At 66.0% G+C, this 23,241-nt stretch carries 16 protein-coding genes and 1 tRNA gene; 6 read left to right on the top strand and 11 right to left on the bottom strand.

Translation table 11 applies throughout. The features are described 5' to 3' along the window. Both LAQ73_RS14350 and LAQ73_RS14345 read left to right on the top strand, forming a co-directional pair. The gene (locus LAQ73_RS14350; protein WP_224268942.1) at positions 1-3,006 is read left to right on the top strand and encodes an FAD-binding and (Fe-S)-binding domain-containing protein; all 3,006 of its coding nucleotides are present in this window, start codon (positions 1-3) and stop codon (positions 3,004-3,006) included. An 87-nt stretch (positions 3,007-3,093) separates the two neighbouring features. Then, a complete protein-coding gene (locus LAQ73_RS14345) occupies positions 3,094-4,281 on the top strand; it encodes a pyridoxal-phosphate-dependent aminotransferase family protein (RefSeq protein ID WP_224268941.1) in 1,188 nt (395 codons plus the stop codon). Between the two features lie 214 nt (positions 4,282-4,495). Here the strand turns inward: LAQ73_RS14345 and LAQ73_RS14340 are convergent, their stop codons facing one another. The 4 genes from LAQ73_RS14340 to LAQ73_RS14325 form a co-directional block, all read right to left on the bottom strand. After that, complete coding sequence (locus LAQ73_RS14340; protein ID WP_224268940.1) at positions 4,496-4,831, bottom strand: DUF7344 domain-containing protein; 336 nt, start codon at positions 4,829-4,831, stop codon at positions 4,496-4,498. A gap of 238 nt (positions 4,832-5,069) precedes the next feature. Then, complete coding sequence (locus LAQ73_RS14335; protein ID WP_224268939.1) at positions 5,070-5,786, bottom strand: profilin-fold protein; 717 nt, start codon at positions 5,784-5,786, stop codon at positions 5,070-5,072. Between the two features lie 54 nt (positions 5,787-5,840). Beyond that, the gene (locus tag LAQ73_RS14330; RefSeq protein ID WP_224268938.1) at positions 5,841-6,506 is read right to left on the bottom strand and encodes an SRPBCC family protein; all 666 of its coding nucleotides are present in this window, start codon (positions 6,504-6,506) and stop codon (positions 5,841-5,843) included. A gap of 338 nt (positions 6,507-6,844) precedes the next feature. Beyond that, positions 6,845-6,918, bottom strand: a tRNA-Lys gene (locus LAQ73_RS14325). A gap of 388 nt (positions 6,919-7,306) precedes the next feature. On the opposite strand from LAQ73_RS14325, the gene LAQ73_RS14320 reads away from it, so the two are divergent. After that, positions 7,307-8,761, top strand: coding sequence for a DHH family phosphoesterase (locus LAQ73_RS14320; RefSeq protein ID WP_224268937.1), 1,455 nt, complete (start codon positions 7,307-7,309; stop codon positions 8,759-8,761). A 6-nt stretch (positions 8,762-8,767) separates the two neighbouring features. Here the strand turns inward: LAQ73_RS14320 and LAQ73_RS14315 are convergent, their stop codons facing one another. Beyond that, positions 8,768-9,058 carry a PRC-barrel domain-containing protein gene (locus LAQ73_RS14315; RefSeq protein WP_224268936.1) on the bottom strand — a complete coding sequence of 97 codons (291 nt, stop codon included), beginning with the start codon at positions 9,056-9,058 and terminating at the stop codon, positions 8,768-8,770. A 188-nt stretch (positions 9,059-9,246) separates the two neighbouring features. Between LAQ73_RS14315 and LAQ73_RS14310 the strand changes: the two genes are divergently transcribed. Beyond that, positions 9,247-9,894 (top strand): halocyanin domain-containing protein, encoded by a 648-nt coding sequence (locus LAQ73_RS14310; protein WP_224268935.1) that lies wholly within the window; start codon positions 9,247-9,249, stop codon positions 9,892-9,894. 44 nt (positions 9,895-9,938) lie between these two features. On the opposite strand, the gene LAQ73_RS14305 is transcribed toward LAQ73_RS14310, so the two are convergent. Together LAQ73_RS14305 and LAQ73_RS14300 are read right to left on the bottom strand one after the other, a co-directional pair. Beyond that, positions 9,939-12,203, bottom strand: coding sequence for an LUD domain-containing protein (locus LAQ73_RS14305; RefSeq protein WP_224268934.1), 2,265 nt, complete (start codon positions 12,201-12,203; stop codon positions 9,939-9,941). Then, positions 12,200-12,697: a LutC/YkgG family protein gene (locus LAQ73_RS14300; RefSeq protein ID WP_224268933.1), complete on the bottom strand. Its 498-nt coding sequence runs from the start codon at positions 12,695-12,697 to the stop codon at positions 12,200-12,202. The genes LAQ73_RS14305 and LAQ73_RS14300 overlap by 4 nt, the downstream gene beginning before the upstream one ends. A gap of 153 nt (positions 12,698-12,850) precedes the next feature. Here LAQ73_RS14300 and LAQ73_RS14295 point away from each other — a divergent pair, with 153 nt between their 5' ends. Then, the gene (locus tag LAQ73_RS14295; RefSeq protein WP_224268932.1) at positions 12,851-16,090 is read left to right on the top strand and encodes an FAD-binding and (Fe-S)-binding domain-containing protein; all 3,240 of its coding nucleotides are present in this window, start codon (positions 12,851-12,853) and stop codon (positions 16,088-16,090) included. A 4-nt stretch (positions 16,091-16,094) separates the two neighbouring features. On the opposite strand, the gene LAQ73_RS17815 is transcribed toward LAQ73_RS14295, so the two are convergent. The 3 genes from LAQ73_RS17815 to LAQ73_RS14280 form a co-directional block, all read right to left on the bottom strand. Beyond that, positions 16,095-16,379 carry a hypothetical protein gene (locus LAQ73_RS17815; RefSeq protein WP_425601112.1) on the bottom strand — a complete coding sequence of 95 codons (285 nt, stop codon included), beginning with the start codon at positions 16,377-16,379 and terminating at the stop codon, positions 16,095-16,097. A 32-nt stretch (positions 16,380-16,411) separates the two neighbouring features. Next, positions 16,412-17,197 (bottom strand): helix-turn-helix transcriptional regulator, encoded by a 786-nt coding sequence (locus tag LAQ73_RS14285; protein WP_224268931.1) that lies wholly within the window; start codon positions 17,195-17,197, stop codon positions 16,412-16,414. 432 nt (positions 17,198-17,629) lie between these two features. Next, the gene (locus tag LAQ73_RS14280; RefSeq protein ID WP_224268930.1) at positions 17,630-18,064 is read right to left on the bottom strand and encodes a DCC1-like thiol-disulfide oxidoreductase family protein; all 435 of its coding nucleotides are present in this window, start codon (positions 18,062-18,064) and stop codon (positions 17,630-17,632) included. Between the two features lie 182 nt (positions 18,065-18,246). Here LAQ73_RS14280 and LAQ73_RS14275 point away from each other — a divergent pair, with 182 nt between their 5' ends. Continuing rightward, positions 18,247-20,637, top strand: a complete 2,391-nt coding sequence (locus LAQ73_RS14275; RefSeq protein WP_224268929.1) for a DEAD/DEAH box helicase — start codon at positions 18,247-18,249, stop codon at positions 20,635-20,637. Between the two features lie 502 nt (positions 20,638-21,139). On the opposite strand, the gene malA is transcribed toward LAQ73_RS14275, so the two are convergent. Next, entirely contained in the window at positions 21,140-23,179 is a 2,040-nt protein-coding gene (malA, locus tag LAQ73_RS14270; RefSeq protein ID WP_224268928.1) for an alpha-amylase MalA, read from the bottom strand. Positions 23,180-23,241 lie beyond the last annotated feature (62 nt).

Below are 23,241 nucleotides of genomic sequence, written 5' to 3'. Positions count from 1 at the left end.
ATGGCAGCCGATGAACACCCGACAGTCGAACCGGTCGACGAGCTCGCAGCGTTCCGAACGTTCGAATCGGATTCGACGGCGGACGTGGACGAGTACGCCGCCCTCGCGGCGGCGCTGCGCGACGCCGTCGCCGGGGAGGTCCGGTTCGACGAGTACAGCCAACTGCTGTACGCGACCGACGGGAGCATCTACCGCGCCCGTCCAGCGGGAGTCGTCCTCCCGCGCACCGTCGAGGACGTGCGGGCGACAGTACGACTCGCCGACGAGTACGACGTGCCGGTGCTCCCTCGCGGCGCGGGGTCGTCGCTGGCCGGGCAGGCGGTCGGCCCTGGCTGCGTCGTCATCGACTTCTCGAAGTACATGGATCGGATACTGGATATCGACCCGGACGCCAAGCGCGCACGGGTGCAACCCGGCGTCGTACAGGACGACTTGGACGACGCGCTCGCCCCGCACGGGTTGAAATTTGCCCCCGACCCCGCCTCCTCGAACCGCGCAACGGTCGGCGGCGGTATCGGCAACAACTCGACGGGCGCGCACTCGGTCCGCTACGGCATCACCGACGCCTACACCGAGGAGCTCGACGTGGTGCTCGCCGACGGGTCGCTGATTCGCACGCGCGACGTCGTCGTCGGCGGCGAGGAGTGGACAGAGCTGGTGGAGAAAGACGACCTTGAAGCCGACATCTACCGGACGGTTCGGCGACTAGTCGAGGAGAACGAAGCGGAGATTGGGAGTCGTTACCCCGACCTCAAACGCAACGTCTCGGGCTACAATCTGGACAAGGCGGTCAGAGAGACCGACGACGGCGAGCGGGTGATGAATCTCTCGAAACTCCTCGTCGGCGCGGAGGGGACCCTCGGCGTCGTCGTCGAAGCGGAACTGTCGCTCGTGACGAAACCCGAGGAGACGGCGCTGGCGGTGTACTGCTTTTCTGACCTCGTGGACGCGATGGCGGCGGTTCCGGCGGCGCTGGAGTTCGACACGAGCGCCGTCGAACTGATGGACGACGAGGTGTTTCGGCTGGCCCGCGAGTCCGGCGAGTTCGCCGAGTACGCCGCCCAGATGCCCGAGGGGACGGCGGCTGCGCTGATGCTGGAGTTCGACTCGGAACTGCACGACGACTTTCCGGCGGCAATCGGGGAGACGAACGACCGGTTTCTGGTCGAGGGAGAGGCGTTCGACGTGGTCGAGGCGTACACCGACGAGGCGCAGGGGCGGCTGTGGAAGCTCAGGAAGGCGGCGATTCCGCTGCTCATGTCGCTGCCGGGCGACGCGAAGCCGTACCCGTTCATCGAGGACGCGACTGTTCCTCCCGAAGAGCTCGCCGAGTACGTCACCCAGTTCGAGCAGGTGCTGGAAGACCACGGTACGTCGGCGGCGTACTTCGCTCACGCGGGGGTCGGCACGCTCCACATCCGACCCATTCTGAACCTCAAAGACGGCGAGGACATCGAGACGATGCGGTCGATCTCCGACGCCGTGACCGACCTCGTGTTGGAACGCCACGGCTCCTTTTCGGGCGAACACGGCGATGGCCTCGCGCGGACCGAGTTCAACCCGAAGATGTACGGCCCGCAGCTGTGGGCGGCGTTCCAGGAGTTGAAGACGGCGTTCGACCCCAACTGGCGGATGAACCCCGGAAAGGTCGTGTTCAGAGAGGAGAATCCGACCGACATGCGGCAGTCGCTGCGCTACGGGACGGAGTACCTCTCGACGGAGTGGGAGACGACCCTCGACTTCGAAGAGCACGGCAGTTTCTCCGAACTGGTCGAACTCTGCAACGGCTGCGGCACCTGCCGACAGACCGGCAGCGACACGATGTGCCCGACGTACCGGGCGACGCGCGACGAGGCGGCGACGACGCGCGGGCGAGCGAACCTGCTTCGGGCCGCTATCACCGGCGAGTTGGACGAGGAGGAACTGTACTCCGAGCGATTCCAGTCGGAGGTGTTGGACCTCTGCATCGGCTGCAAGGGCTGTGCGAACGACTGTCCGACCGGCGTCGATCTGGCGAAACTCAAAGCCGAGGTCAAACACCAGTACCACGAACGGGAGGGTAGCGGCCTCCGGGAACGGCTGTTCGCCAACATCGACCGTCTCGCCGCCGTCGGCAGCGCGACCGCGCCAGTGTCGAATCTCGCGCCCAAAGTTCCGGGCGCGCGCCCGCTTCTGAACCGGGCGCTCGGTCTCGCCCCCGACCGCGAACTGCCGACGTTCACCCGCCAGTCGCTCGAACGGTGGTTCGACGAGCGGGAATCGACGGCCGAGACGGCGGATGCCGACGAGAAAGTGTTGCTGTTCCCCGACACGTACACGAACTACGTCTACCCAGAGGCGGGGAAGGCGGCGGTCCGGGTGCTGGAAGCCGCAGGGGTGCACGTCGAACTCGCCTCCGGCGTCGCGCCGAGCGGGCGGGCGGCGTACTCAGGCGGCTTTTTGAACCTCGCTCGAAAGCGCGCGAGGCGGAACGTCGACGGCCTCCACCCGTACATCGAGCGGGGATGGTCCGTCGTGTTCGTCGAACCGTCCGACGCCGTGATGCTCCAAGACGAATACGCGGACCTGCTCGACGGCGACGAGGCGCTGGCGGTGGGCGCGAACGCCTACGGCGTCCTCGAATACCTCGACACGTATCGGTTGAGCGAGCGTCTCTCGTCGCGGGCGGTCCGCGAGCGCCTCACCTACCACGGCCACTGCAACCAGAAGGCGCTGAACAAGGACCACCACGCGGCGAACGTGCTCCGAGACGTCGGTTACGACGTCGACCACCTCGACTCGGGCTGCTGCGGAATGGCCGGTTCGTTCGGCTACGAGGCCGAACACTACGACCTCTCGCAGTCTATCGCGGACATTCTCGTCGAGCAGGTGGACGCGAGCGGCGGCGACGCCCTTGTCGCACCCGGCGCGTCGTGTCGGACGCAACTCGGCGACCGCGACGACGCGAGAGACCCGGCGCATCCGGTCGAACTCGTCGCGGCGGCGCTTGACTACTCGGCCAGATAGCCGGGCGGCGGCGTTCGAGGTTGGAGAAACCGGCATCGTGCGACGAACACCCATGACTTTTTCTCGCAGTCCGCGAAACCGGGAGGTATGTCCGACGCGCCCGACGTCGACGAACTGACACCGCCGCAGCGAACGTTGATGGGTCCCGGACCGAGCGACGTCCACCCCCGTGTGTTGCGGGCGATGAGCACGCCGCTGGTCGGTCATCTCGACCCCTCGTTCATCGACATCATGAACGAGGTGCAGGAACTGCTTCGCTACGCGTTCCGCACCGAGAACCAGTGGACGATTCCCGTCTCCGGGACCGGTTCGGCCTCGATGGAGGCGGCCATCGGCAACCTCGTCGAACCGGGCGACACGATGCTGGTGCCGACGAACGGCTACTTCGGCGGTCGGATGGCGAGCATGGCCCAGCGCGCGGGCGGTGAAGTGGTCGAAGTCGAGGCACCGTGGGGCGAACCGCTCGACCCCGCGGACGTACAGGAGGCGTTCGACGACCACCAACCCGACATCTTCGGCTTCGTCCACGCCGAGACGAGCACGGGCGTCCTTCAGCCGAACGTCTCGGAACTGACCGACATCGCGCACGGCCACGACGCGTACGTCGTCGCCGACACGGTCACGTCGCTCGGCGGGGTCGAGTTCCGCGCCGACGAGTGGGGCGTCGACGTCGCCTACTCGGGGCCGCAGAAGTGTCTCTCCTGCCCGCCGGGGGCGAGTCCGCTGACGCTCAACGACCGCGCCATGGACAAGGTGCTCTCCCGCGAGGAGGAACCGCGCTCGTGGTATCTCGACCTCTCGCTCTTGGAGGGCTACTGGGGCGACGACCGCTCGTATCATCACACCGCGCCCATCACGAACGTCTACGCGCTGCGTGAGGCGCTTCGACTCGTGGCCGAGGAAGGCATCGAAGAACGCTGGGACCGCCACCTACGCGTCGCTGGCGCGCTCAAGGCGGGCGTCGAGGCGATGGGACTGGAGATGAACGCCGACGACGAGTACTGGCTGCCGAGTCTCAACGCCGTTCGCGTCCCCGACGGGACCGACGACGGCGCGGTCATCTCGTATCTGCTGGGCGAGTACGACCTCGAAATCGCCAGCGGCCTCGGCGACCTCGACGGCGAGATATTCCGCATCGGCTGCATGGGTCACTCGGCGAGCCCGAAGAACGTCACGTACCTACTCGCATCGCTCGCGGACGCGCTCGACGCACAAGACGTCGACGTCTCTAGCGACGAGGCACTGGACGCGGCGGCGGCGCAGTTACAGGAGTAGGGTACGTCGGGTCGGCGCGACCTTCGACGCCATCGGTTCTACGTCGCGTTCTCTTCGAGTTCGCTGAAGCTCCCGCTCGTTATCTCGTGAAGGGCGCCGCCGTCGCTCCCGCGCGGACAACCGGCGTCGGTTCCGATTATCTGAGTTGACTGGTCGGTCGGTTTTCTGGCGGCGTAGACGCTGCCGCAGTCACGACATCGACACGGCGTTCGGTTCACTGCGGGACCTTCCAGGCGGCGTCGACGAGCGAGAGCGCATCCTCCGTCCGCACCGTCGGCGAGACGGTGTGTTCGTCGGCGTCGTACGCCACCAGACCGGCATCGTCGAGCTTCGGGAGGTGGGCGTGGACGAGCGAGATCTGTATCTCCCTCTCGTCGCTGTTCGCGTCGCCGCCGGTCAGTGCCTTTGCGAGTACTTCGACTGGAATTCGGTCGTCCGCTCTCTCGACTGCGTCGAGTATCCGGCGACGACGGCGGTCTGCGAGTGCGTCGAAGAGTTCTGTGGCGGTTGCTTTGCTATCTACGTCGGAATGCGTGGCTGCGTTAAACATCGTTGTGATTCACCGTGGAGTACATAATTACTCTGTAAGCGAACCACGTGTGGAGGCGTGACGGGGCCGTATTAAAACACGAAAGGGTCGTTGCCCAACGTTGAGTGCGCTGGGGCGAACGCGTACTGTGTATCTCTGTAATCCGTACCCTCAATTCATCATCGAATACTTATAAGCACGTCGCTTGTGTGAACTTCGGATTACTGCGAAAAATGGGAGAGAGTGCGGCTACGCCCGCTTAAAGCGTGATTTCCGAGAGGTCGGCCTCCAACTCGGCGACGTGGTCGTTGTAGGCGTCGACGAACGCGACGAAGTCGTCGGCGTGTTCGCGGACGTCCGGCGCCGACGGCGGTTCGTACTGCGAGACGAGATACGTTCCGCTCTGGCCGCCGACGCGGAGGTACGAGACGCGTGCGTGGTCGCGTTTCAGCTCCCAGCGAGAGCCGTTGACCCGCGCGGAGAACGTCCCGTAGTCGGTGCCGTCGTAGCGGTGGAGTTCGCCCGCAATCGCGTCGGCGACGTCCCGGATACGCTCGACCAAGCGGTCCCGCTCGGAGACCACCGAGTCGGTCTGTTCGATCGTCGGAAAGTCGCTCTGCACATCGTCGAGCACGCCGTCGAGCGACCGGACGTAGCGGTTGTACGAACCGACGAACGCGTCGTAGTCGGTCATCGCGCGGTGGAGGTCGGTCGGCTCCGGCGGTTGTTTCGTCGAGACGACGTAGACGTCGTCGCCGGAGCGCCCGCTGAAGCGGAGATACTGGAGGTCGCCGGCTTCGTACTTCAGCGTCCACTCGCCCTCGTCGGTGTTGAACGTCCGCTGGCCGTAGTCGCCGCCCTGCAGGAGCGCGAGTTGGCGGGCGATTTGACCGGCGTGCGAGCGGACCGCCTCGACGGTCTCGTCGCGGTCGGTCACTACGTCGTCGGCGGGTTCGGCGTCGGGGAACTCGGTCACGGTGACCCGGATAGGGGGGTCGACCCTATAACCGCTCCGTGTTCGGCGACCGAATCACGAGTCGAGGGGCGCTCGCTCCGCGCGCGCTTTGAGACTCAGAAGCATCTTCCGCTCCATCAGGAAGTGGACGGGTTCGTAGACCAGGAAGTAGAGCAAGCGACCGACCCGACTCCGAATCGGAGCCGCCCGCGAGCGAACGAGTAGTCGCGTCGTCTCCGCTGCGATTGGTTCGAGCACGAACGTCCACGTCCCGCCGTCGAACCCTTGCAACACGAGCACGCGTCCGGCGTCGACTTCGCGGACGGTGAGCGACGTCACCGGCGGACTGACGAAGTAGTCCTCCGGCGCGAGGCGGACGGTGTCGGCCGGGGCCAGCGTCTGTTCGTCGGGCAGGGTTCGGTCCGCGTTGTGGATGTCGGCACCGAGGAGGTTCTCCAGCCAGTCGTAGCTGTAGAAACCGTCGCTACCCTGTCCGAGTTGGGTGAGCCACGGCCAGACCTCGTCCGGCGGCGCGGCGATGGTCACCGCCCGCGTCGACTGGGCGAGCACGCCGTCGAGCAGTTCGTCGCCGGGCAGCGACGACCGGCGTTCGGCCGTCGTCGCACCCCACGACAGGTGCCACGGCCGAATCAGGTGTCGATAGATGGTCGTTACGAAGGCAAGTACGGCGAGTGTAGCGACGTTACGGAGCGTCAGGAGGCGGCGCGAACTGTCGGACACAGGGAATCACCTATGGGAGGAGTCAGCGAGTAGCGACAAAAAATTTCGAGGCGGATTCTGGAACCGACGAGAGGATGCAAACGCGGGGGGTGTGCGAACTAGTCCAGAAGTGAGCGAAGCGGCGGGATTTAGGACTACGCTCGTTCCGCTTACCCCGTTCTCTGTTCGAGTCCCTCGTGGCGTTTTCACTGCTCACTTGGTTCGCAGGAAGAGCGGGCAGGGAGGGATTTGAACCACGCGAAGACGGACCTGCTCGCTCCGCTCGCAGGTTGCGACTTCTCTACTTTAAATCCTTCACGGCGGTCGCTTTTCAGGACTCACTTCCTTCGTCCGAAAAGCGGGCCGGGAGGGATTTGAACCCCCGACCGACGGATTAAGAGTCCGTCGCTCTCCCTAACTGAGCTACCGGCCCTCACCATCTCGTTTCGAGGGTACGCTAAAAGGCGTTTCCTTTCGAGACGGCGACGATGCCGCGAACGCGGGTGTGTTCGGCTTCGGCAGTAGCTCCGCCCACAGTTGTGATACCACAGACCACACCAAATAATTTAGCTGGAGTATTGAATAGTATTGCTCTCGATGAAATAGATAGCGAGCAGGCGTCCGTTCGCTCGCTCTGCGGTGGCTGTGATGTCGGTGTAACGGTGTGTCATCTCGCCACAGCCGTCGTCCCAGAGTGTTGGTGTGTCAGGGCCGCGGGGTTCTCGTGGCCGATTTCGTTTCGGTAGCGTCGCGTCCGAAAGCGCCCATCCGGGAGAGAAACGAATGCTGTTAAGTGTCGTCCGCGGGTATACGAGATACTGATGAGTTCTGAGGTCAGCATCTCCTCGATGTCTACGTACGCTATCTTGGGGTGCGGGAGCGTCGGGCATGCCGTCGCGGACGAACTCGCGGCCGGGGGTAAAGACGTCCTCATACTCGACAAAGACGAGAGTCGGGTCGAGGCGCTCCGCGACCAAGATTTGAACGCGCAGGTACAGGACATCCGAGAACCGGAGGTCGCGTCGGTCATCGAGGACCGCGATGTCGTTCTCATCCTCTCGTCGGACGTCGAGGCGAACAAAGCCGCCGTGTCGGCGATTCGAGAGCGCGGCGGCGACCAGTTCGTCGTGGTGCGCGCCTCCGACCCCGTCTCCGAGGACGAACTGACCGAACTCGGCGCGGACGTGGTCATCAACCCCTCGACGGTCATCGCCGACTCCGCGCTCCGCACGCTCGAATCCGGCGAGTTGGAGTACAAAGCCCGGCAGTTGGCCGACGTGCTCGTCGCCACCGACGGTCAGTTGGCCATCCTGACGCACGACAACCCCGACCCCGACTCCATCGCCAGCGCCGTCGCGCTCAGACAGATCGCCGAAGAGTACGGCGTCGACGCCGACATCCTCTACAACGGCGACATCGGCCACCAAGAGAACCGCGCGTTCGTCAACCTGCTGGGCATCGACCTGCTCTCGCGCGACGAAGCGAGGTCGCTGTCGCAGTACGGTGCCGTCGCACTCGTCGACCACATGAAGTCCGGCGCCTTCGACGTCGAGGTTCCCATCGACATCTTCATCGACCACTACGAACCCGACCGGGAGTTCGACGCGACGTTCACCGACGTCCGGCCGAACGTCTCCTCGACGTCGACCATCCTCACCAAGTACATTCAGGAGTTCGATCTCAGCCCGAGCGAGGAAGTCGCCACCGCGCTTTTGTACGGCATCCGCGCTGAGACGCTCGATTTTAAGCGCGACACGACGCCCGCCGACCTCACGGCGGCGGCGTATCTCTACCCCTTCGCTAACCACGACACGCTCGAACAGGTCGAGTCGCCGTCGATGTCGCCCGAAACCCTGGATGTGCTCGCCGAAGCCATCCAGAATCGGGAGGTCCAGGGCAGTCACCTCGTCTCGAACGCGGGGTTCATCCGCGACCGCGAGGCGCTGGCGCAGGCGGCGCAACATCTCTTGAATCTGGAGGGCATCACCACTACCGCCGTCTTCGGCATCGCCGAGGACACCATCTACCTCGCCGCGCGCTCGAAAGACATCCGGATGAATATCGGCAACATCCTCCAGGACGCGTTCAGGGAGATCGGCGAGGCGGCGGGCCACTCCACACAGGCGAGCGTCGAGATTCCGCTCGGCATCTTCACCGGCATCGAGACGAGCGAGGGCAACCGCGACACGCTGCTGGCGCTCACCGAGGAGGCGGTGCGCCGAAAACTGTTTCAGGCGATGGGCGTCGACGGCAGCGAGAGCGGAAACGGCAGCTAACCCGCGTTAGACAGCGAGTTCCGCCTCTTCTTCCGGTTGTTTGAGCCGTTCGATAACGTCGTTGATGAGGATGACGTCGCCGACGGCGCGAACCCAGCGGTACGGGATGAGCACTCCCTTACCGCGCTCGATGCGGCCTTCGAACAGTTCTCGGTTCAGTTCGGCGAGAGCGAGTCCCGTGACGACTTCCTGGTCGAGGTCGAGGCGAACGTCTTCGACCTCGCCGACGTACACTCCGTTGTTGGAGTACACCTCTCGGCCGACGAGCGTCGTGATTTCTTGCGGCGTCCCGTCCATACTCGCCCTCATGGAGGCCCGGGTCTTTAATGTTCGTAGAGTCCGAGCACGGCGTCCGACCGGCGTCTGACGCCGAACGGACGCGTCGACGTTGACGCCGTTTCACCGTCCGTTACTCGTCGCCGAACAGTTCTCAACGCGTGAGTCTCAGGGGGAACGACTTTTATGTGGCTGTCGTCCTCGTCGGCGTGACTCGAACGCGACCCAGTGATGACCGACGAGACGGCCTTCCGGCGGTCTCCAGGCGGACTGCCCTCCGAGCGGCCGGTGCGGCCGCCGTCGGTGCGGTGACCGCGCTCGCCGGCTGTTCGACCGGCGAAGCGGAGTCCGATGCGACGCCGACCGACGTCGGAACCGGCAGCACCGGCGGGTCGAATGGGACCCAGACGGCGGCGTCGACGGAGGCGACACAGACCGAATCGGCAGGGATAGAGTCGACAGAGACCGAATCAACAGAGACCGAATCAACAGAGACCGAGACGGCCGACGAGGAGTGGGAGTCGTGGTTCGCGCCGACCGACAACTACGACGGGTTCGCCGACCACACCGGCGAGAGCGAGGTGACAGTGATGGTCGGTGCGGACGGCATCGAGGGTCCGCACGCCTACGAACCGACGGCGATTCGCGTCTCGCCGGGAACGACGGTGGTCTGGGAGTGGACCGGCGCGGGCGGAACCCACGACGTGATAGCCGAGGACGACAGCTTCGAGAGCGAGCTCGTCGCCGACGAAGGCCACACCTTCGAGCAGACGTTCGAGGAGACGGGGACGACGAAGTACTTCTGTACCCCGCACAGAGCGATGGGGATGCGCGGCGGCATCATCGTCGAGGAGTGAGAGGACGCGCCGCTGTCGCGCGCTGACCGAAATCAGACGCCGACTCACCGCGGCGCGACGAGTTCGACCGGATGCTGCGTCGGCCGCGACAGTAACGCGTCCAGCTGTTCGAGACAGGAGGTGCCGGAGGCGACGACGGTCCGGTCCGCCGCGTCGGCGGCCTCGAACTGCTCGCGGATGGGTTCGCCGACGTCCATGCTCAGTTCGTAGTACTCGCTTTTGTAGCCGAACGAGCCGGCCATCCCGCAGCACTCCGTCTCGGAGGTGACCACGTCGTAGCCGAGGTCTTCGAGCACGGCGATGGTGTACGATTCGAGGCCGAGCGTCCGCTGTTGGCAGTGGCTGTGGTAGGCGACGCCGGCGGCGACATCGCCGCTGCCGGGGTCGTCGGCCCCCGAGAGGAGCGTCGGTTCGGCCCCGGCGTGGAGCAGGCCGTAAACGTACTCCATCACCTCGTAACTGTGCATATCGAGGCGCTCGAACGACTTCGGCGCGAGGAACTTCTCGTACTCGCGGCGGAACATCGCCAGGTCGGAGGGTTCGACGACGACGAGGTCCCGGTCGGCGTCGATGTGCTCGGCCAGCGCCGCGTACACGTCGTGGGCGTGGCGTTCGGCCGTCGACACCATCCCCTGTGAGAGCGGGGCGCGGCCGCTCGACGGGACGTCGGGAACGACGACGTGGACGTCGAGCGCTTCGAGCGTCTTGACCGCCGCCTTCCCGCGTTCGACGTGGACGTGGTTCGTGTAGAGGTCCGGGTAGACGACGGCCTCCCGTCTCGCCCTCGCCGGCGGCACTTCCGACCCGCCGCGGCGCTCGAACCACGTGCGGAACGTCTCGCGCCGGAACGACGGCAGGTCGCGTCGGGGGTCGACGCCGACCGTCTCGGCGAGCAGTCGCCGCGCCGGGCGTGTCCCAGCCAGCCAGTTCGAGACGGGTGCGGTGGCGCTTCCGAGTTTGGCTATCGTCGAGAAGTTGCCGAAGAACCGTTTGCCGATGTCCAGACCGCCGGGTTCGGCGTCCGGCGTCAGTCCTTCGACGAGGAAGTCGAGTTTGCCGTCCTCGCCCCGGTTGAGGCGGTCTCTGACGACCGTGTTTATCCACGGAACGTCGATCTTGACGGGGCAGGCGTTCACGCAGCGCGAACAGCCGGTACAGAGATCGTTGAACTCCGCGGCGACGTCGAGGCCCTCGATGCCGGCCTCCCACCCGGTTGCGATGCCGCCGGAGTACGTCTCGCCGCCGAAGACGTGCCCGCCGACGCTCTGGAAGTTGCCGCAGGAGTTGGCACACGCCGAACACCGGATGCAGTAGAGCGTCTCCTTCAACTGCTCGTCCTCGCGCATCGCCATCCGGCCGTTGTCGACGAGAACGAGGTGGAACTCGCGGTCAGAAGCGCGCGACGGTACAGAACCGCCGTCGCGCTCCGTCTCCCTGTCGGTCATCGGTACGTCGGGCGCGTCGAAATCGACCGTCGGCGAGTCGACGGGCGGAGTCAGAAGCGAGACGTAGGAGGTGATATCCTGACCCGTCCCGGAGCGGCCGATGAGTTCGACGAACGGCTGAAAGTCGCGGACTGAGGGGACGATCTTCTCGACGCCCGCGACGGCGACGTGCGTCTCGGGCACGACGACCGACTTTCTCGCGTTACCCTCGCTCGTGACGAGCAGCAGCGTCCCCGAGTCGGCGGCGATGAAGTTCGCACCGGTCATCCCCACGTCGGCCTCGGCGATGCGCTCGCCCAGTTTCTCGCGGGCGAACATGGTGAGTTCCTCGGCGGTTTCGAGCGGTTCGTCGAGCTCGAACGTCGCCTCGAACAGCTCGGCGATACCCTCGCGGGACTTGTGGATGGCGGGCGCGACGATGTGCGACGGTGCCTCGTCGGCGAGTTGGAGCACCCACTCGCCGAGGTCCGTCTCGACGACGTCGACTCCAGCCGCTCGAAGCTCGTCGTTGACCTCCAGTTCCTCGGTGGTCATCGACTTGCTCTTGACGAGCGTCTCGGCCCCCTGCTCCTCGGCGATTTCTCGAATATAGCGGTTGGCCTCGTCGGCGTCGTCGGCGACGTACAGCGTGCCGCCGTTCGCTTCGACCGACTCCCGAAGCTGATCGACGAGTTCGGGCAGTCGCTCGATGGCGTCCTCTTTGATAGCACGGGCGCGCTCTTTGAGTTCCTCGTACTCGTCGAGCTTCTCGACCGAGTCGTACCGCCCGGCGTTGAAGCCGCGAGTTCCCTCGGCGACGGCGTCGCCTTCGGTGGCCAGAAAGTGTCTGATTCGCGCCGCCTTCTCCTCGCGGGTCGAGCTCATTCGAGAACCACCACGTACACCTCTTTCGGCCCGTGTGCGCCCTTCACGAGCGCTCCCATGTCGGCCGTCGCGCTCGGCCCCGTGGCGACGATGGCGCTGTCGCCGTTTTCGGTCCACTCGGCGAATCGCTCGAACGCCTCGGGCATGCCCGGAACGACGTCCTCGGCGCGGACGACAGCGACGTGACGGTCGCAGAAGAGACTCACCTGCTCGGTGGCGTCGGGCGTCGCGCGAATCACGACGCTGCCGTAGTCGGCGATAGCCAACTCGGCGGCCGTGACGCCCGTCTTCGCGCTGTCGAGTTCGGCGGGCGTCGGGTCGGTCGGCACCCAGTCGGGCAGCGAGCAGTCCGCGAACGGCAGCGGCGCGCCGACGACCGGGTCGAGCGTGACCGAGGCCAGCGCATCGTCTAACTCCTCGGGCGTCGTCCGAATCGACTCGACGTCGAGTCGCCGCAGGGACCGTTCGAACGCCGATAGCGTGCCTGCACTCATGTCACCATCTAGCGTGGCCTCTGCCATTGTGTTTTCGGTTACAGACGTTGTGAAACGAACGGCGGCGAACGAGCGGAATCACCGGACGACTGCGAGGCCCCGTCGCCGTCAGGTCCGGACGTTTATAATACGGTACCACACAACACATACGTAATGGCATCTCACTCTTCTTCCGCCGGATCCGCAAAGTCGTCGGGGGAGCCAGACCCCGCGACGGACGCCGCGGCGAACTACGACTATCAGGGCGACGACGTGGCCCGACCGGGCATCGTCCGCGACCTCCAGTCGCGCGTCGACGGCGACGTGCGCTTCGACAGCTACACCCGGCAACTGTACGCGACCGACGCCTCCGCCTACGAGGTCACGCCCGTCGGCGTCGTCTTTCCCGCCTCGACTGACGACGTAGCGACGGTCGTCCGCTACTGCGCGCAGCGAGAGATATCCGTTCTTCCGCGCGGCGGCGGGACGAGCCTCGCGGGGCAGACGGTGAACGAGGCGGTCGTCCTCGATTTCTCTCGGTATCTGGACGGCATCGTCTCCGTCGACCCCGGCTCTAGAAGGGCGACGGCGCAGGCGGGGGCGATACTCGGCGAACTCAACGAGGAACTCGCGCCGCACGGGCTGAAGTTCGCGCCCGACCCGGCGTGGGGTGACCGAAGCGCCATCGGCGGCGCTATCGGCAACAACTCCACGGGGTCGCACTCGCTGAAGTACGGGAAGACCGACTACTACGTCGAGGAAGTCGAGGCCGTTCTCGCCGACGGGACGGTGACGCGATTCGGCGAGATCGAGCTGTCGGAACTCCGCGAGAAGGCCGACCCCGATTCGTCGGCGTGGGGCGACGACGGCCCTGAAAGCGACCTCCTGCCGCGCATCTATGCCGAAGTCGTCCGTATCCTCGACGAGGAGAGCGGCGAAATCGACGAGCGCTACCCCGAACTGAAGCGCAACGTCTCGGGGTACAACCTCGACATGCTGGTCGACGAGGCCCGCGGCGAGCGCCGGACGCCGGACAACTCCGCGATCGACCCCGACAGCGAGGTCGGGACGGTAAACCTCGCGCGTCTGCTCGCCGGCAGCGAGGGGACGCTGGCCGTCGTCACCGAGGCGACCGTCTCGCTCGAACCCGTGCCGAACACGAAGTCGGTCGCGCTTCTCACCTACGAGAGCGTCGGCGACGCGATGGAGGACGTCGCGCCCATCCTCGAACACGGTCCCGCCGCCGTCGAGGTGATGGACGACGTGCTGCTCTCGTTGGCACGTGACACCGCCGAGTTCGCCGACGTGGTCGGGTTGCTCCCGGAGGGGACGGACTCCGTCTTGCTCGTCGAGTTCTACGCCGAGGACGACGACCACGGCCGCCAGCAGGTCGCGGACCTCGTCGCCGATAGAGTGGACAGAGAGCTGTCGACGGCCGATATCTCGCCGGGCGCGGCCGAGACGACGGAGAAAGAGCGCTACGCCGTCACGGCGATGGAAGCCCACGACGATGGGACGATAGCGAAGTTCTGGAAGATGCGGAAATCCGGCCTGCCCATCCTGCTCTCGCGCACGTCGGACGCCAAACACATCGCCTACATCGAGGACACCGCGATTCCCGCCGAGAACCTGCCAGACTACGTCGCCGACTTCCAGGAGATTCTCGACGAACACGACACGTTCGCCAGCTACTACGCCCACGCCGGCCCGGGCGTGCTCCACATCCGCCCGCTGACGAACACCAAGACGATAGAGGGAGTCGCGGAGATGGAAGCCATCGCCGACGCCGCGACGGACCTCGTCGTCGAGTACGGCGGGTCGGTGTCGGGCGAACACGGCGACGGGCGCGCGCGCACCCAGTGGAACCGGAAACTGTACGGCGACCACCTGTGGAACGTGTTCCGCGACCTGAAGACGGCGTACGACCCCGACTGGATTCTCAACCCCGGAAACGTCTGCGGTATGCGCGAATCGGGCGATTCGCGGGCTCGCGGGTCGGTACCCGCGAACGCCGTCGACATGACCGAGAACCTCCGCTTCTCACCCGAGTACGAGTTCGACGCCGGGTTGGAGCCGACGCTGAACTGGGAGAACGAGAACGGCTTTCAGGGGATGGTCGAACTCTGTCACGGCTGCGGCGGCTGTCGCGGCGGGCAGTCCACGGTGGGCGGGGTGATGTGTCCGACCTACCGCGCCGCCGACGAAGAGTCGCTGTCGACGCGGGGTCGCGCGAACATGCTCCGGCAGGCGATGAGCGGTGATCTGGGCGACGAGGAGCAGTTCGACGTGGAGTTCATGCACGAGATTATGGACCTCTGCATCGGCTGCAAGGGCTGTGCGCGCGACTGCCCGAGCGAAGTGGATATGGCGAAGCTCAAAGTCGAGGTGACGCACGAACACCACAAACGCCACGGCGCGAGTCTGCGCGACCGGTTGTTCGCCAACATCGCGTGGTTCTCGTCGCTCGGGTCGCGCTTCGCACCGCTTTCGAACTGGGCGACGAAGGTGCCGGGCGCGCGGACGCTGCTGGAGAAGGCAGTCGGTATCGCGAGCGACCGGACGCTGCCGACGTTCCACGCCCAACCGTTCGCGTCGTGGTTCGAGAGTCGCGGCGGGGCGCGCGTCCCCGAGTCGCAGGCGACTCGCAAAGCGCTGTTGCTCCCTGACACGTACACCAACTTCAACCATCCCGAGGCGGGGAAGGCGGCCGTCAGAGCGTTGGAAGCCGCCGGCGTCCACGTGCGCGTTCCCGGCAACGTCGCCGACAGCGGCCGTCCGGCGTTCTCGAAGGGCTTTCTGGGGAAGGCGCACGACACCGCCGAGTCGAACGTCGAGACGCTCGCGCCGCGGGTTCGAGACGGCTGGGACGTGGTCGTCGTCGAACCCTCCGACGCCGTCATGTTCCAGTCCGATTACCTCGACTTACTCGGAGGGGAACCCGCGACGGTGACGGACCCGACGAAAGCCGAGGAGCGCGCGCCCGACGAGACGCCCGACACGGACGCGGGAGTCGTCGCCGCCGGAACGTACGGGGTAATGGAGTACGTCGACACGTTCCGCCTCGACGAGGAGATGTCGTTCGCCGACAGGAGCGGGGAGTTTCTCACCTATCACGGCCACTGCCACCAGAAGGCGACGAAGAAAGACCACCACGCCGTCGGCGTGCTCCGACGGGCGGGCTACAACGTCGACCCCCTCGACTCGGGCTGCTGCGGGATGGCCGGTTCGTTCGGCTACGAGGCCGAACACCGCTCGATGAGCGCCGCAATCGGCGGGATTCTCGCCGACCAGGTCGAAGAAAGCGGCGGGCGGGTCGTCGCGCCGGGAGCGTCCTGTCGGACCCAACTCGGCGACCTGGCGACCGACGAAGAACCGCCGCACCCCGTCGAGAAATTGGCCGAGGCGCTGGCCTAATCGGCTACAGCCCGTCCAACACCGCGCCGAGCGCGTCGACGCCGGCGTCGAACTCGAACACCTCGGACGCCCGTCCTAGCGACAGTCGGAACGACGACGGGTCGTCGAAGAACCGAACCGGGACCATCAGGACGCCCGCTTCCCACGCCGCCTCGGAGACGGCGTCGCCGGCGGCGGAGTCGCCCGAAACGAGGTGCCGACGCCCGGCGCAGGTCGCTGGACCCGACGTCGAACGCTGCGGCCGCCGGTCGTCGGTGACCGACTCCAGATAAGGCATCCGTGGGAACATCTGCGCGCATCTACGCGGGGCACTCGACAGAGCTACCGGTCGGAGCGTATCGGCAGCGGGGCCGCGTCGGCCCACCACTCGTCGAACACCGACTCCGCCCACTCGACCGCGGCGGAACTGTCGTTGCCGATAAACGCGTAGGCACCGGTCTCTCCGTACAACAGCAGACTCACCTCGGGACCCGTCGGCGTCTCCGCGCAGACGAGGCCGTACGGCGGGTCCGACGTCGTCTGTCGGATGTGAAGTCGGCCGGTCGAGAGCGCCTCCTGTAGCTCCTCGTCGTATGCGCTGACGAGGCGTTCGACGACCGCTTCCGAGAGGGCGAGTTGCGCTTCCATCTCGCCCGCCGTGAGACGGTCGTGATATATCTGGACCTGCTGTGGGAGAACTGCCGGGGCGAGCGCGCGGACGCGCTCTGCTCGGCAGACCGCTTCGCCGTACCGCGTGACGGGTTCGTGCGGCGAGTGTTTCTCTGCGTAGACGATGTCCGCGCCGTCGAGGAGCGCCGCGTCGAACTCGGTTTTCGGATGAAGCGTGTCGAGCGCGTCGAGCGACTCGACGATGCCCCCGAGACGGGAGGTGAAACTGTCGTACTCCGAGAGAACGAGTTCGCCGGCGAGCGTCCGTCGGTAGCCGTCGTCGATGCGCTCGACCAACCCCTGTCCTTCGAGCTCTCGAATCGCTCTGTCGACCGTCGAGCGCGACACAGAGAGCTGTTTGGCGAGCTCGGACTTTCGGGTCCCTCCGTCGAGCGAGCGGAGAGCGCTGCCGCGCCGAGCGACGGCGGCCAGTATCTCAGAGGGACCCGACTGACTCATCAGGTGGTGTACCCCGGACGACGGATAAAAGCGTTCGGATGCGACATATTGTATATAAGTATGCGACGGGTTTATATATCTGTTCTCAGTGGTTGCTGAGAATCTACGATAGGTGATGTAAAGACACCCCCGCACGAACGCATCAGTGCCGGGGTGCCTCTGACAACCGGCAATTCGTCGGCCACCGGCTCTGCCCGGACTGGTGGCCGACGGGAGAGATTTAGCGGTTCGACCGGCGCGTGACTCTGCCCGGATCGCTCGCCGGTCGACGCTTCTTCCGATGTCTCATCGATTCACGCCTTCGAGCCGCACGCTTCATCGTGTGCCGCATCACCGCCCGCCGAGCGTCGTCTACAGTCGACCAGCGCGCAAGGTGCGACCGACACCCGCAATCCGACGGCCCGAACTCCGGTATCGACCTGTCGCCGGCAGTCACTTCCGTTCCGACGCTTCGGGGCGGTCGGCCGCCGCGGCGACGAGCGCGTCGAACTGCTCGCGGGCCGCGGCTGTCAGCGGGTAGATATCGTGGACGTCGTCGGGGTCCCGCCCGCGGCCGCTGGCCGCGCCGACGGCGGTGGCGATGCGGTCGTAGTTGTCGCGGACGAGCGAACTGATGATACCGGGCGTCCCCGCTCGGTCCGCGAGTTCCTCGGCGGCGGAGCGACCGGCGTACGCGCGGTCTCGGCGCGTATCGACGAGCACCATCGCGAACGGTGTCTCGCCGAACTGCGCCTCTAACGCCGCCTGGGCGGCGTCGTCGTACCACGAAATCGCACCGATGTCGTCGAGTCGTCGGAGAGCGCGGGCGGCGACGGAGCAGTACGGACACTCGCCGTCGTAGATGAGCACCGCGTCGTAATCGACCATGTGCACTCGTTAGAATCGCCCGGACAAAACCCCGTTGAACGCCGCATCCGACGGGTTCTCTCCCTCTGCATCACTACTCCCGAACGATGGCACCCCACGTAGACCAGTGAAAGGCGGTGCGGATAGGGGTCCCGGAGGAGGACCATCGCAACCGTTAGGCGCGTTCACCGCCGAACGCGGATGTGGACGAGTTCATCGCGTGGCTTCGGGACCGGCCGTACTACCAGGGGCAGATAGCCGACCACCGGACGGTCCCGGCGCGCGACCCCGAGTTCGCCGACGTAAGCCTCGAACCCAGACTTCGGTCGGCGCTCGAATCACGAGGCATCGACCGTCTCTACCGCCACCAGGCCGAGGCCGTCGAAGCCGTGAGAGGCGGGAAGAACGTCGTGCTGGCGACGCAGACGGCCAGCGGCAAGAGCCTCGCGTATACGGTTCCGGCGTTCGAGCGCGCGATGGACCACGGCGGGCGCACGCTGTATCTCGGGCCGCAGAACGCGCTCGTCGCCGACCAAGCCGAGACGTTAGAGGAACTGGCCCGAGATCTCGGCTTCGGAAGCCGCGTCTCCGTCGCGCAGTACACCGGTCGCCTCTCGCAGTCCGAGAAGCGGGCGGTCCGGGACCGCGCGCCGACGGTGTTGCTGTCGAACCCGGATATGCTGCACTACGCGCTGCTGCCCCACTCACATCGGCTCTGGGAGTGGTTCTTCTCCTCGCTCGAGACGGTCGTCGTCGACGAGGTACACGGCTACCGGGGCGTCTTCGGGAGTCACGTCGCGCTGACGCTCCGTCGACTGAACCGCATCTGCGAGCGGTTCGGCTCCGACCCGCAGTTCGTCTGCTGCTCGGCGACCATCGGCAACCCCGTCGAACACGCCGCGCGCATCACCGGCCGAGAGGAGTCGTCGTTCGCGCTCGTCGACGAGGATACGGCGGCGACCGGCGAGAAACACTGGGTGCTGTGGAACCCGCCGAAGTACGAAGACGAAGATCGAGGAGGCGGAAGCGGACGGCGAAAATCGAGTCACACCGAGACGAAGAACCTGTTCGTCGACCTCGTCGCGAGCGGCTACCAGACGCTGGCGTTCACCCGCGCCCGACAGGCCGCCGAGCGCTACGCGACCGACAGCAGCAAAGAGCTACGCAGGCGAGGCGAGCGCGACCTCGCGCGGCGGGTGCGGGCGTACCAAGCATCTTTGAAGCACGACACCCGCAGAGAGATCGAGGCGCGATTGCACGGCGGCGATTTGCGGGGCGTCTGGAGCACGAACGCGCTGGAGCTCGGCGTCGACGTCGGCGGACTCGACGCCGTGATTCTCGACGGCTACCCCGGCACGCGGATGTCGACGTTCCAGCAGGCGGGACGGGCGGGTCGCGGGTCAGACGCGGCGCTCGTCGTGCTCGTCGGCGGCGAAGACCAACTCGACCAGTACCTCATGCGCAACCCCGACGACCTGTTCGGGGCCTCCAGTACTGTGACCGGCGGCTCGAAAGACGAGCAGCGCGAGTCTTTCGGTGGAACTCCCGAGGAGGCGGCGTCGAACCCCGAGAACACGGAACTCCTACCCGACCACGTCGCCTCCGCGGCCGCCGAGAACTGGCTCTCGGTCGACGACGAGCGGGTTTTCGGACCGCCGTACCCCGATATCGTTTCCGGGCTCGAATCCGCGGGTCGGCTAGAGCGCCGCGATACGGCGCAGGGACCGCGGTGGATTCACAGCGGCGAGGGGAGTCCGCAGCACTCGATGAGCCTCCGAAGCATCGAGCGCCGCGAGATCGAGCTCGTGGTCCGCGACCGGAACGAGGTAGTGGCGTCGCTCTCCTTCTCGGACGCACTGCGCGACGCACATCCCGGTGCAGTGTACCACCACCAGGGCCAGTCGTACGAGGTAGTCGACCTCGATTTGGACCGCGACGTCGCGGAGTTGCAGGCGACGTGGGCGGACTACTACACCCGCGTCCTGACGGACAAGACCATCGTCGTCAACGAGGATCTGACGGAGAAGCCGCTGTCGGCGCGGCCCGACACCCCCGTGCGATTCGCCGACGTGACCATGACCGAACGGATAACCGGCTTCGAGCGCCGCGACCCCAAGCGCAGCGAGGCAATCGGGCAGGAGGCACTCGACCTGCCGGAGACGAGTCTGCGGACCAAGGCGCTGTACTTCACCGTCCCCGGCGACGTGGAGCGGGAGATGCGCGAGGGGGCCGACGACTGGGAGTTCAACGGCGGCATCCACGCCGCCGAACACGGGATGATCTCGCTGTTTCCGCTCACGTTGCTCTGTGACCGCGCGGACATCGGCGGTCTCTCGACGCCGTATCACTCCCACACCGGGAAGAGCACCATCTTCATCTACGACGGCTATCCGGGCGGCGTGGGCCTCACACGCGGTGGGTACGAGCGAGTGGAGGCGCTGATGGCGCGCACGGCCCGCCTCATCGCCGACTGCGACTGCGCCGACGGCTGTCCGGCGTGCGTCCAGTCGCCGCACTGCGGCAACGCGAACGAACCGCTCTCGAAGGACCCCGCGGTTCTGTTGCTCGAATCCTTGACAGCGGAGTCGGCGTAGCCTGCCTCGTCGGTGGAGCGGGCTCTCGCCGAACAGCGTCGTTGAGGCGCGGTCGGTCGAGTTAGTAACTGTCCAAACTGTTTACGCCGTCAAAAGGTGAGGTCGACGCGTCGACTGTCGAGTGCATGGCACGACAAACGGTGTTGCCGACCTCCGGACTGTCGTGACTTCTGAACAGTCATAAGTCTTTATGGAATCGGTCGGCGTCTGACGTAGATCGCCTCGACAACTGGCGACAATCCGACGATATATTCATCTGTATGAACGGAATTTACGGCAGTTGAACGGAATGAATGGTTCGTTTACTAGTCCTCTATCGGAACAATCTCCGATTCTCACGTAGTAAATAATTCTGATATGTAGACCAGTTTATACAGTATATCGCGCCACCCACGTGCCTGGAAACGGTTACGAACGCGCTCCGAGACGGCCCGACTGCTAGAGCGTCCGCGACCAGAGTACCGTGTCGCCGTTCGAGAGACGGACCCCGCCGGGCGTCCCCTCACCCATTCACGGGGAGGACCGCGACGTGGTCGACGTAGAGGCCGCGCTCGTCGGCGTCGAGCGCCTCGCCGGAGACGATATCGCGGTTCTCGACCGAGGGACCGAGCTCGACCGGCGCAGGCGATTCGCCGAAGTTCAGCGCGACGACGTACTGTTGCCCGTTCTCGCGAGCGGAGCGAGTGAGGGCTCGTTGCGAGGAGTCCGAATCGACGGTGGCTTCGCGGGCGAACGCGACGACGCGGTCCGACTCGCTCTCGTAGTCGATACGGCTGAACGCGCCGTCGTAGCGGAGCGCGTCCGTCTCGTTGCGGGTATCGATGAGCGATTCGTAGTACTCTCTGAGTGCCTCGTTCGCGTGGTCCCACGCCAGCGCGTCGCGCTGACCCATCTGGCCGAGTTCCTGTCCGCCGTAGAGCATCGGGACGCCCGGGAGCGTGAACAACGCCGCACCCGCGGCGTACGCCTCGGGGTTGCCGCACTCGACGATATATCGGGTCTCGTCGTGATTTTCGAGATAGAGCATGAACGACGCGTGGTCGGGGAAGCCGACCTCCGTGCGCTGTTCGACGGCGTCGAGGATGGCCTCGGCGGGTTCGGTGCCGCGGCCGACCTGTCGGAGCGTGAAGTACAGCGTCGTGTCGAAGTGCATGTCGAACGCCAGGTCGTGGAAATCCGCGATGTACGGAATCGTCTCGTCGAGCAGCAGAAACTCGGGGTCGCGCGTCTTGAGCCGTTCGTGGAGCTCGGTCCAGAACGGCCGCGAGACGGCCCACGCCATGTCGCAGCGGAAGCCGTCGGCGATTTCGGCCCACGTGTCGGCCGCGTCGAGCAGGTGTCTTCGAACTTCGAGGTTCCGGAAGTCGAAGTTGGCGATCTTCTCCCAGCCGAAGTAGGTGCCCGGTTCACCGTTCTCCTGCCACTCGTACCAGTCGTAGTGTTCGGAATCGGGGTTCTCGTACGCGTCCTCGAAGAACGGGTGTTGGCGCGCCGAGTGGTTGAGTACGAGGTCGAACAGCACCTTCATCCCGCGGTCGTGGGCGGCGTCGACGAACCGCTCGTACTCCTCCCGGGTGCCGAGGTCCTCGGCGATAGAGAAGAAGTCCGTGATGTTGTAGCCGTGCGGGGCGTCGTCGTTCTGGAGGACGGGCGTGAGCCAGAGGCAGTCGACGCCGAGGTCGTCGAGGTAGTCGAGTCGCTTCGTCAGCGCCTCGAACGTGTTCTCGCTCTCCTCGTCGTCCGACGCGAAGCCGCGGACGTAAATCTCGTACAGCGTCACCTCGGTCGACCACGCCGGCGGGTCGTTCAGGCGGACGATGGAGACGTCTACGTCGGCACCGGCCGCCGAGTGGCCCTCGGCATCGACGCGGCCCGAGGACGTGATTTCATCGCGCTCGATGGCGACGGAGTCGGGGACGCTGTAGGACTCGCCGACGGCGACGGCGTGGACGCGGGCGAGTTTCGGCAGTTTCGAGACGGGAACGCGGAGTTCCCAACCGTCTCTCGTCACGTCGCGCCCGCCGAGGTCGTCGCGGTCGTCGACGAGGAACTCGACGTCGAGCGAGTCGCGCGGTTGGTCGCTCTGCGGGTTCGGTTGCGGGTCGGCGCGGACGACGACCTCGTCACCGTCGACGGCTCCGTGGAGTTGGATTCGGGGCCGTCCGCCGCCGGCGGAGCCGCCGGAGCCAGCGCCGGACCCTGAGCCGCTGACGCCGCCGCTCTTGCCGGCCGGTCGGGTCGACCCGCTGGCGAAGCCGCTCATCCCGCTGACGCCGTCGACGGTCCCCGCGGGGGCGAGTTCGCCGGGAAACGCGCGGAGGGTCAGATTGTGGGTGCCGTCGGGCGCGTCGAGTTCGACGACGTACGTCCCGGGCACGTCGGGCGTGAAGAACTCGACGGGGTCGTCGCCGAGCGACGCCTGACTGGTGAGCGGCGCGGTCTCGACGCGCCAGCGGTACGTCGCCTCGGGGTCCGGGTCGGTCGGTGCGAGTTCGAGCGTCTGCCCGGTCGCGGTGAATCTCGGCGGGCCTGGATGATGCATGGGCGTCGTATCGCATCCCACCACATTGACTTTACGCCCCATCGAACAGTTTCCACGCGTGG

The organism is Haloprofundus salinisoli (genome assembly GCF_020097815.1).
Taxonomy (GTDB): domain Archaea; phylum Halobacteriota; class Halobacteria; order Halobacteriales; family Haloferacaceae; genus Haloprofundus; species Haloprofundus salinisoli.
Note: the sequence above shows the minus strand (reverse complement) of the source record. Positions and strands in the feature narration are given on the sequence as shown.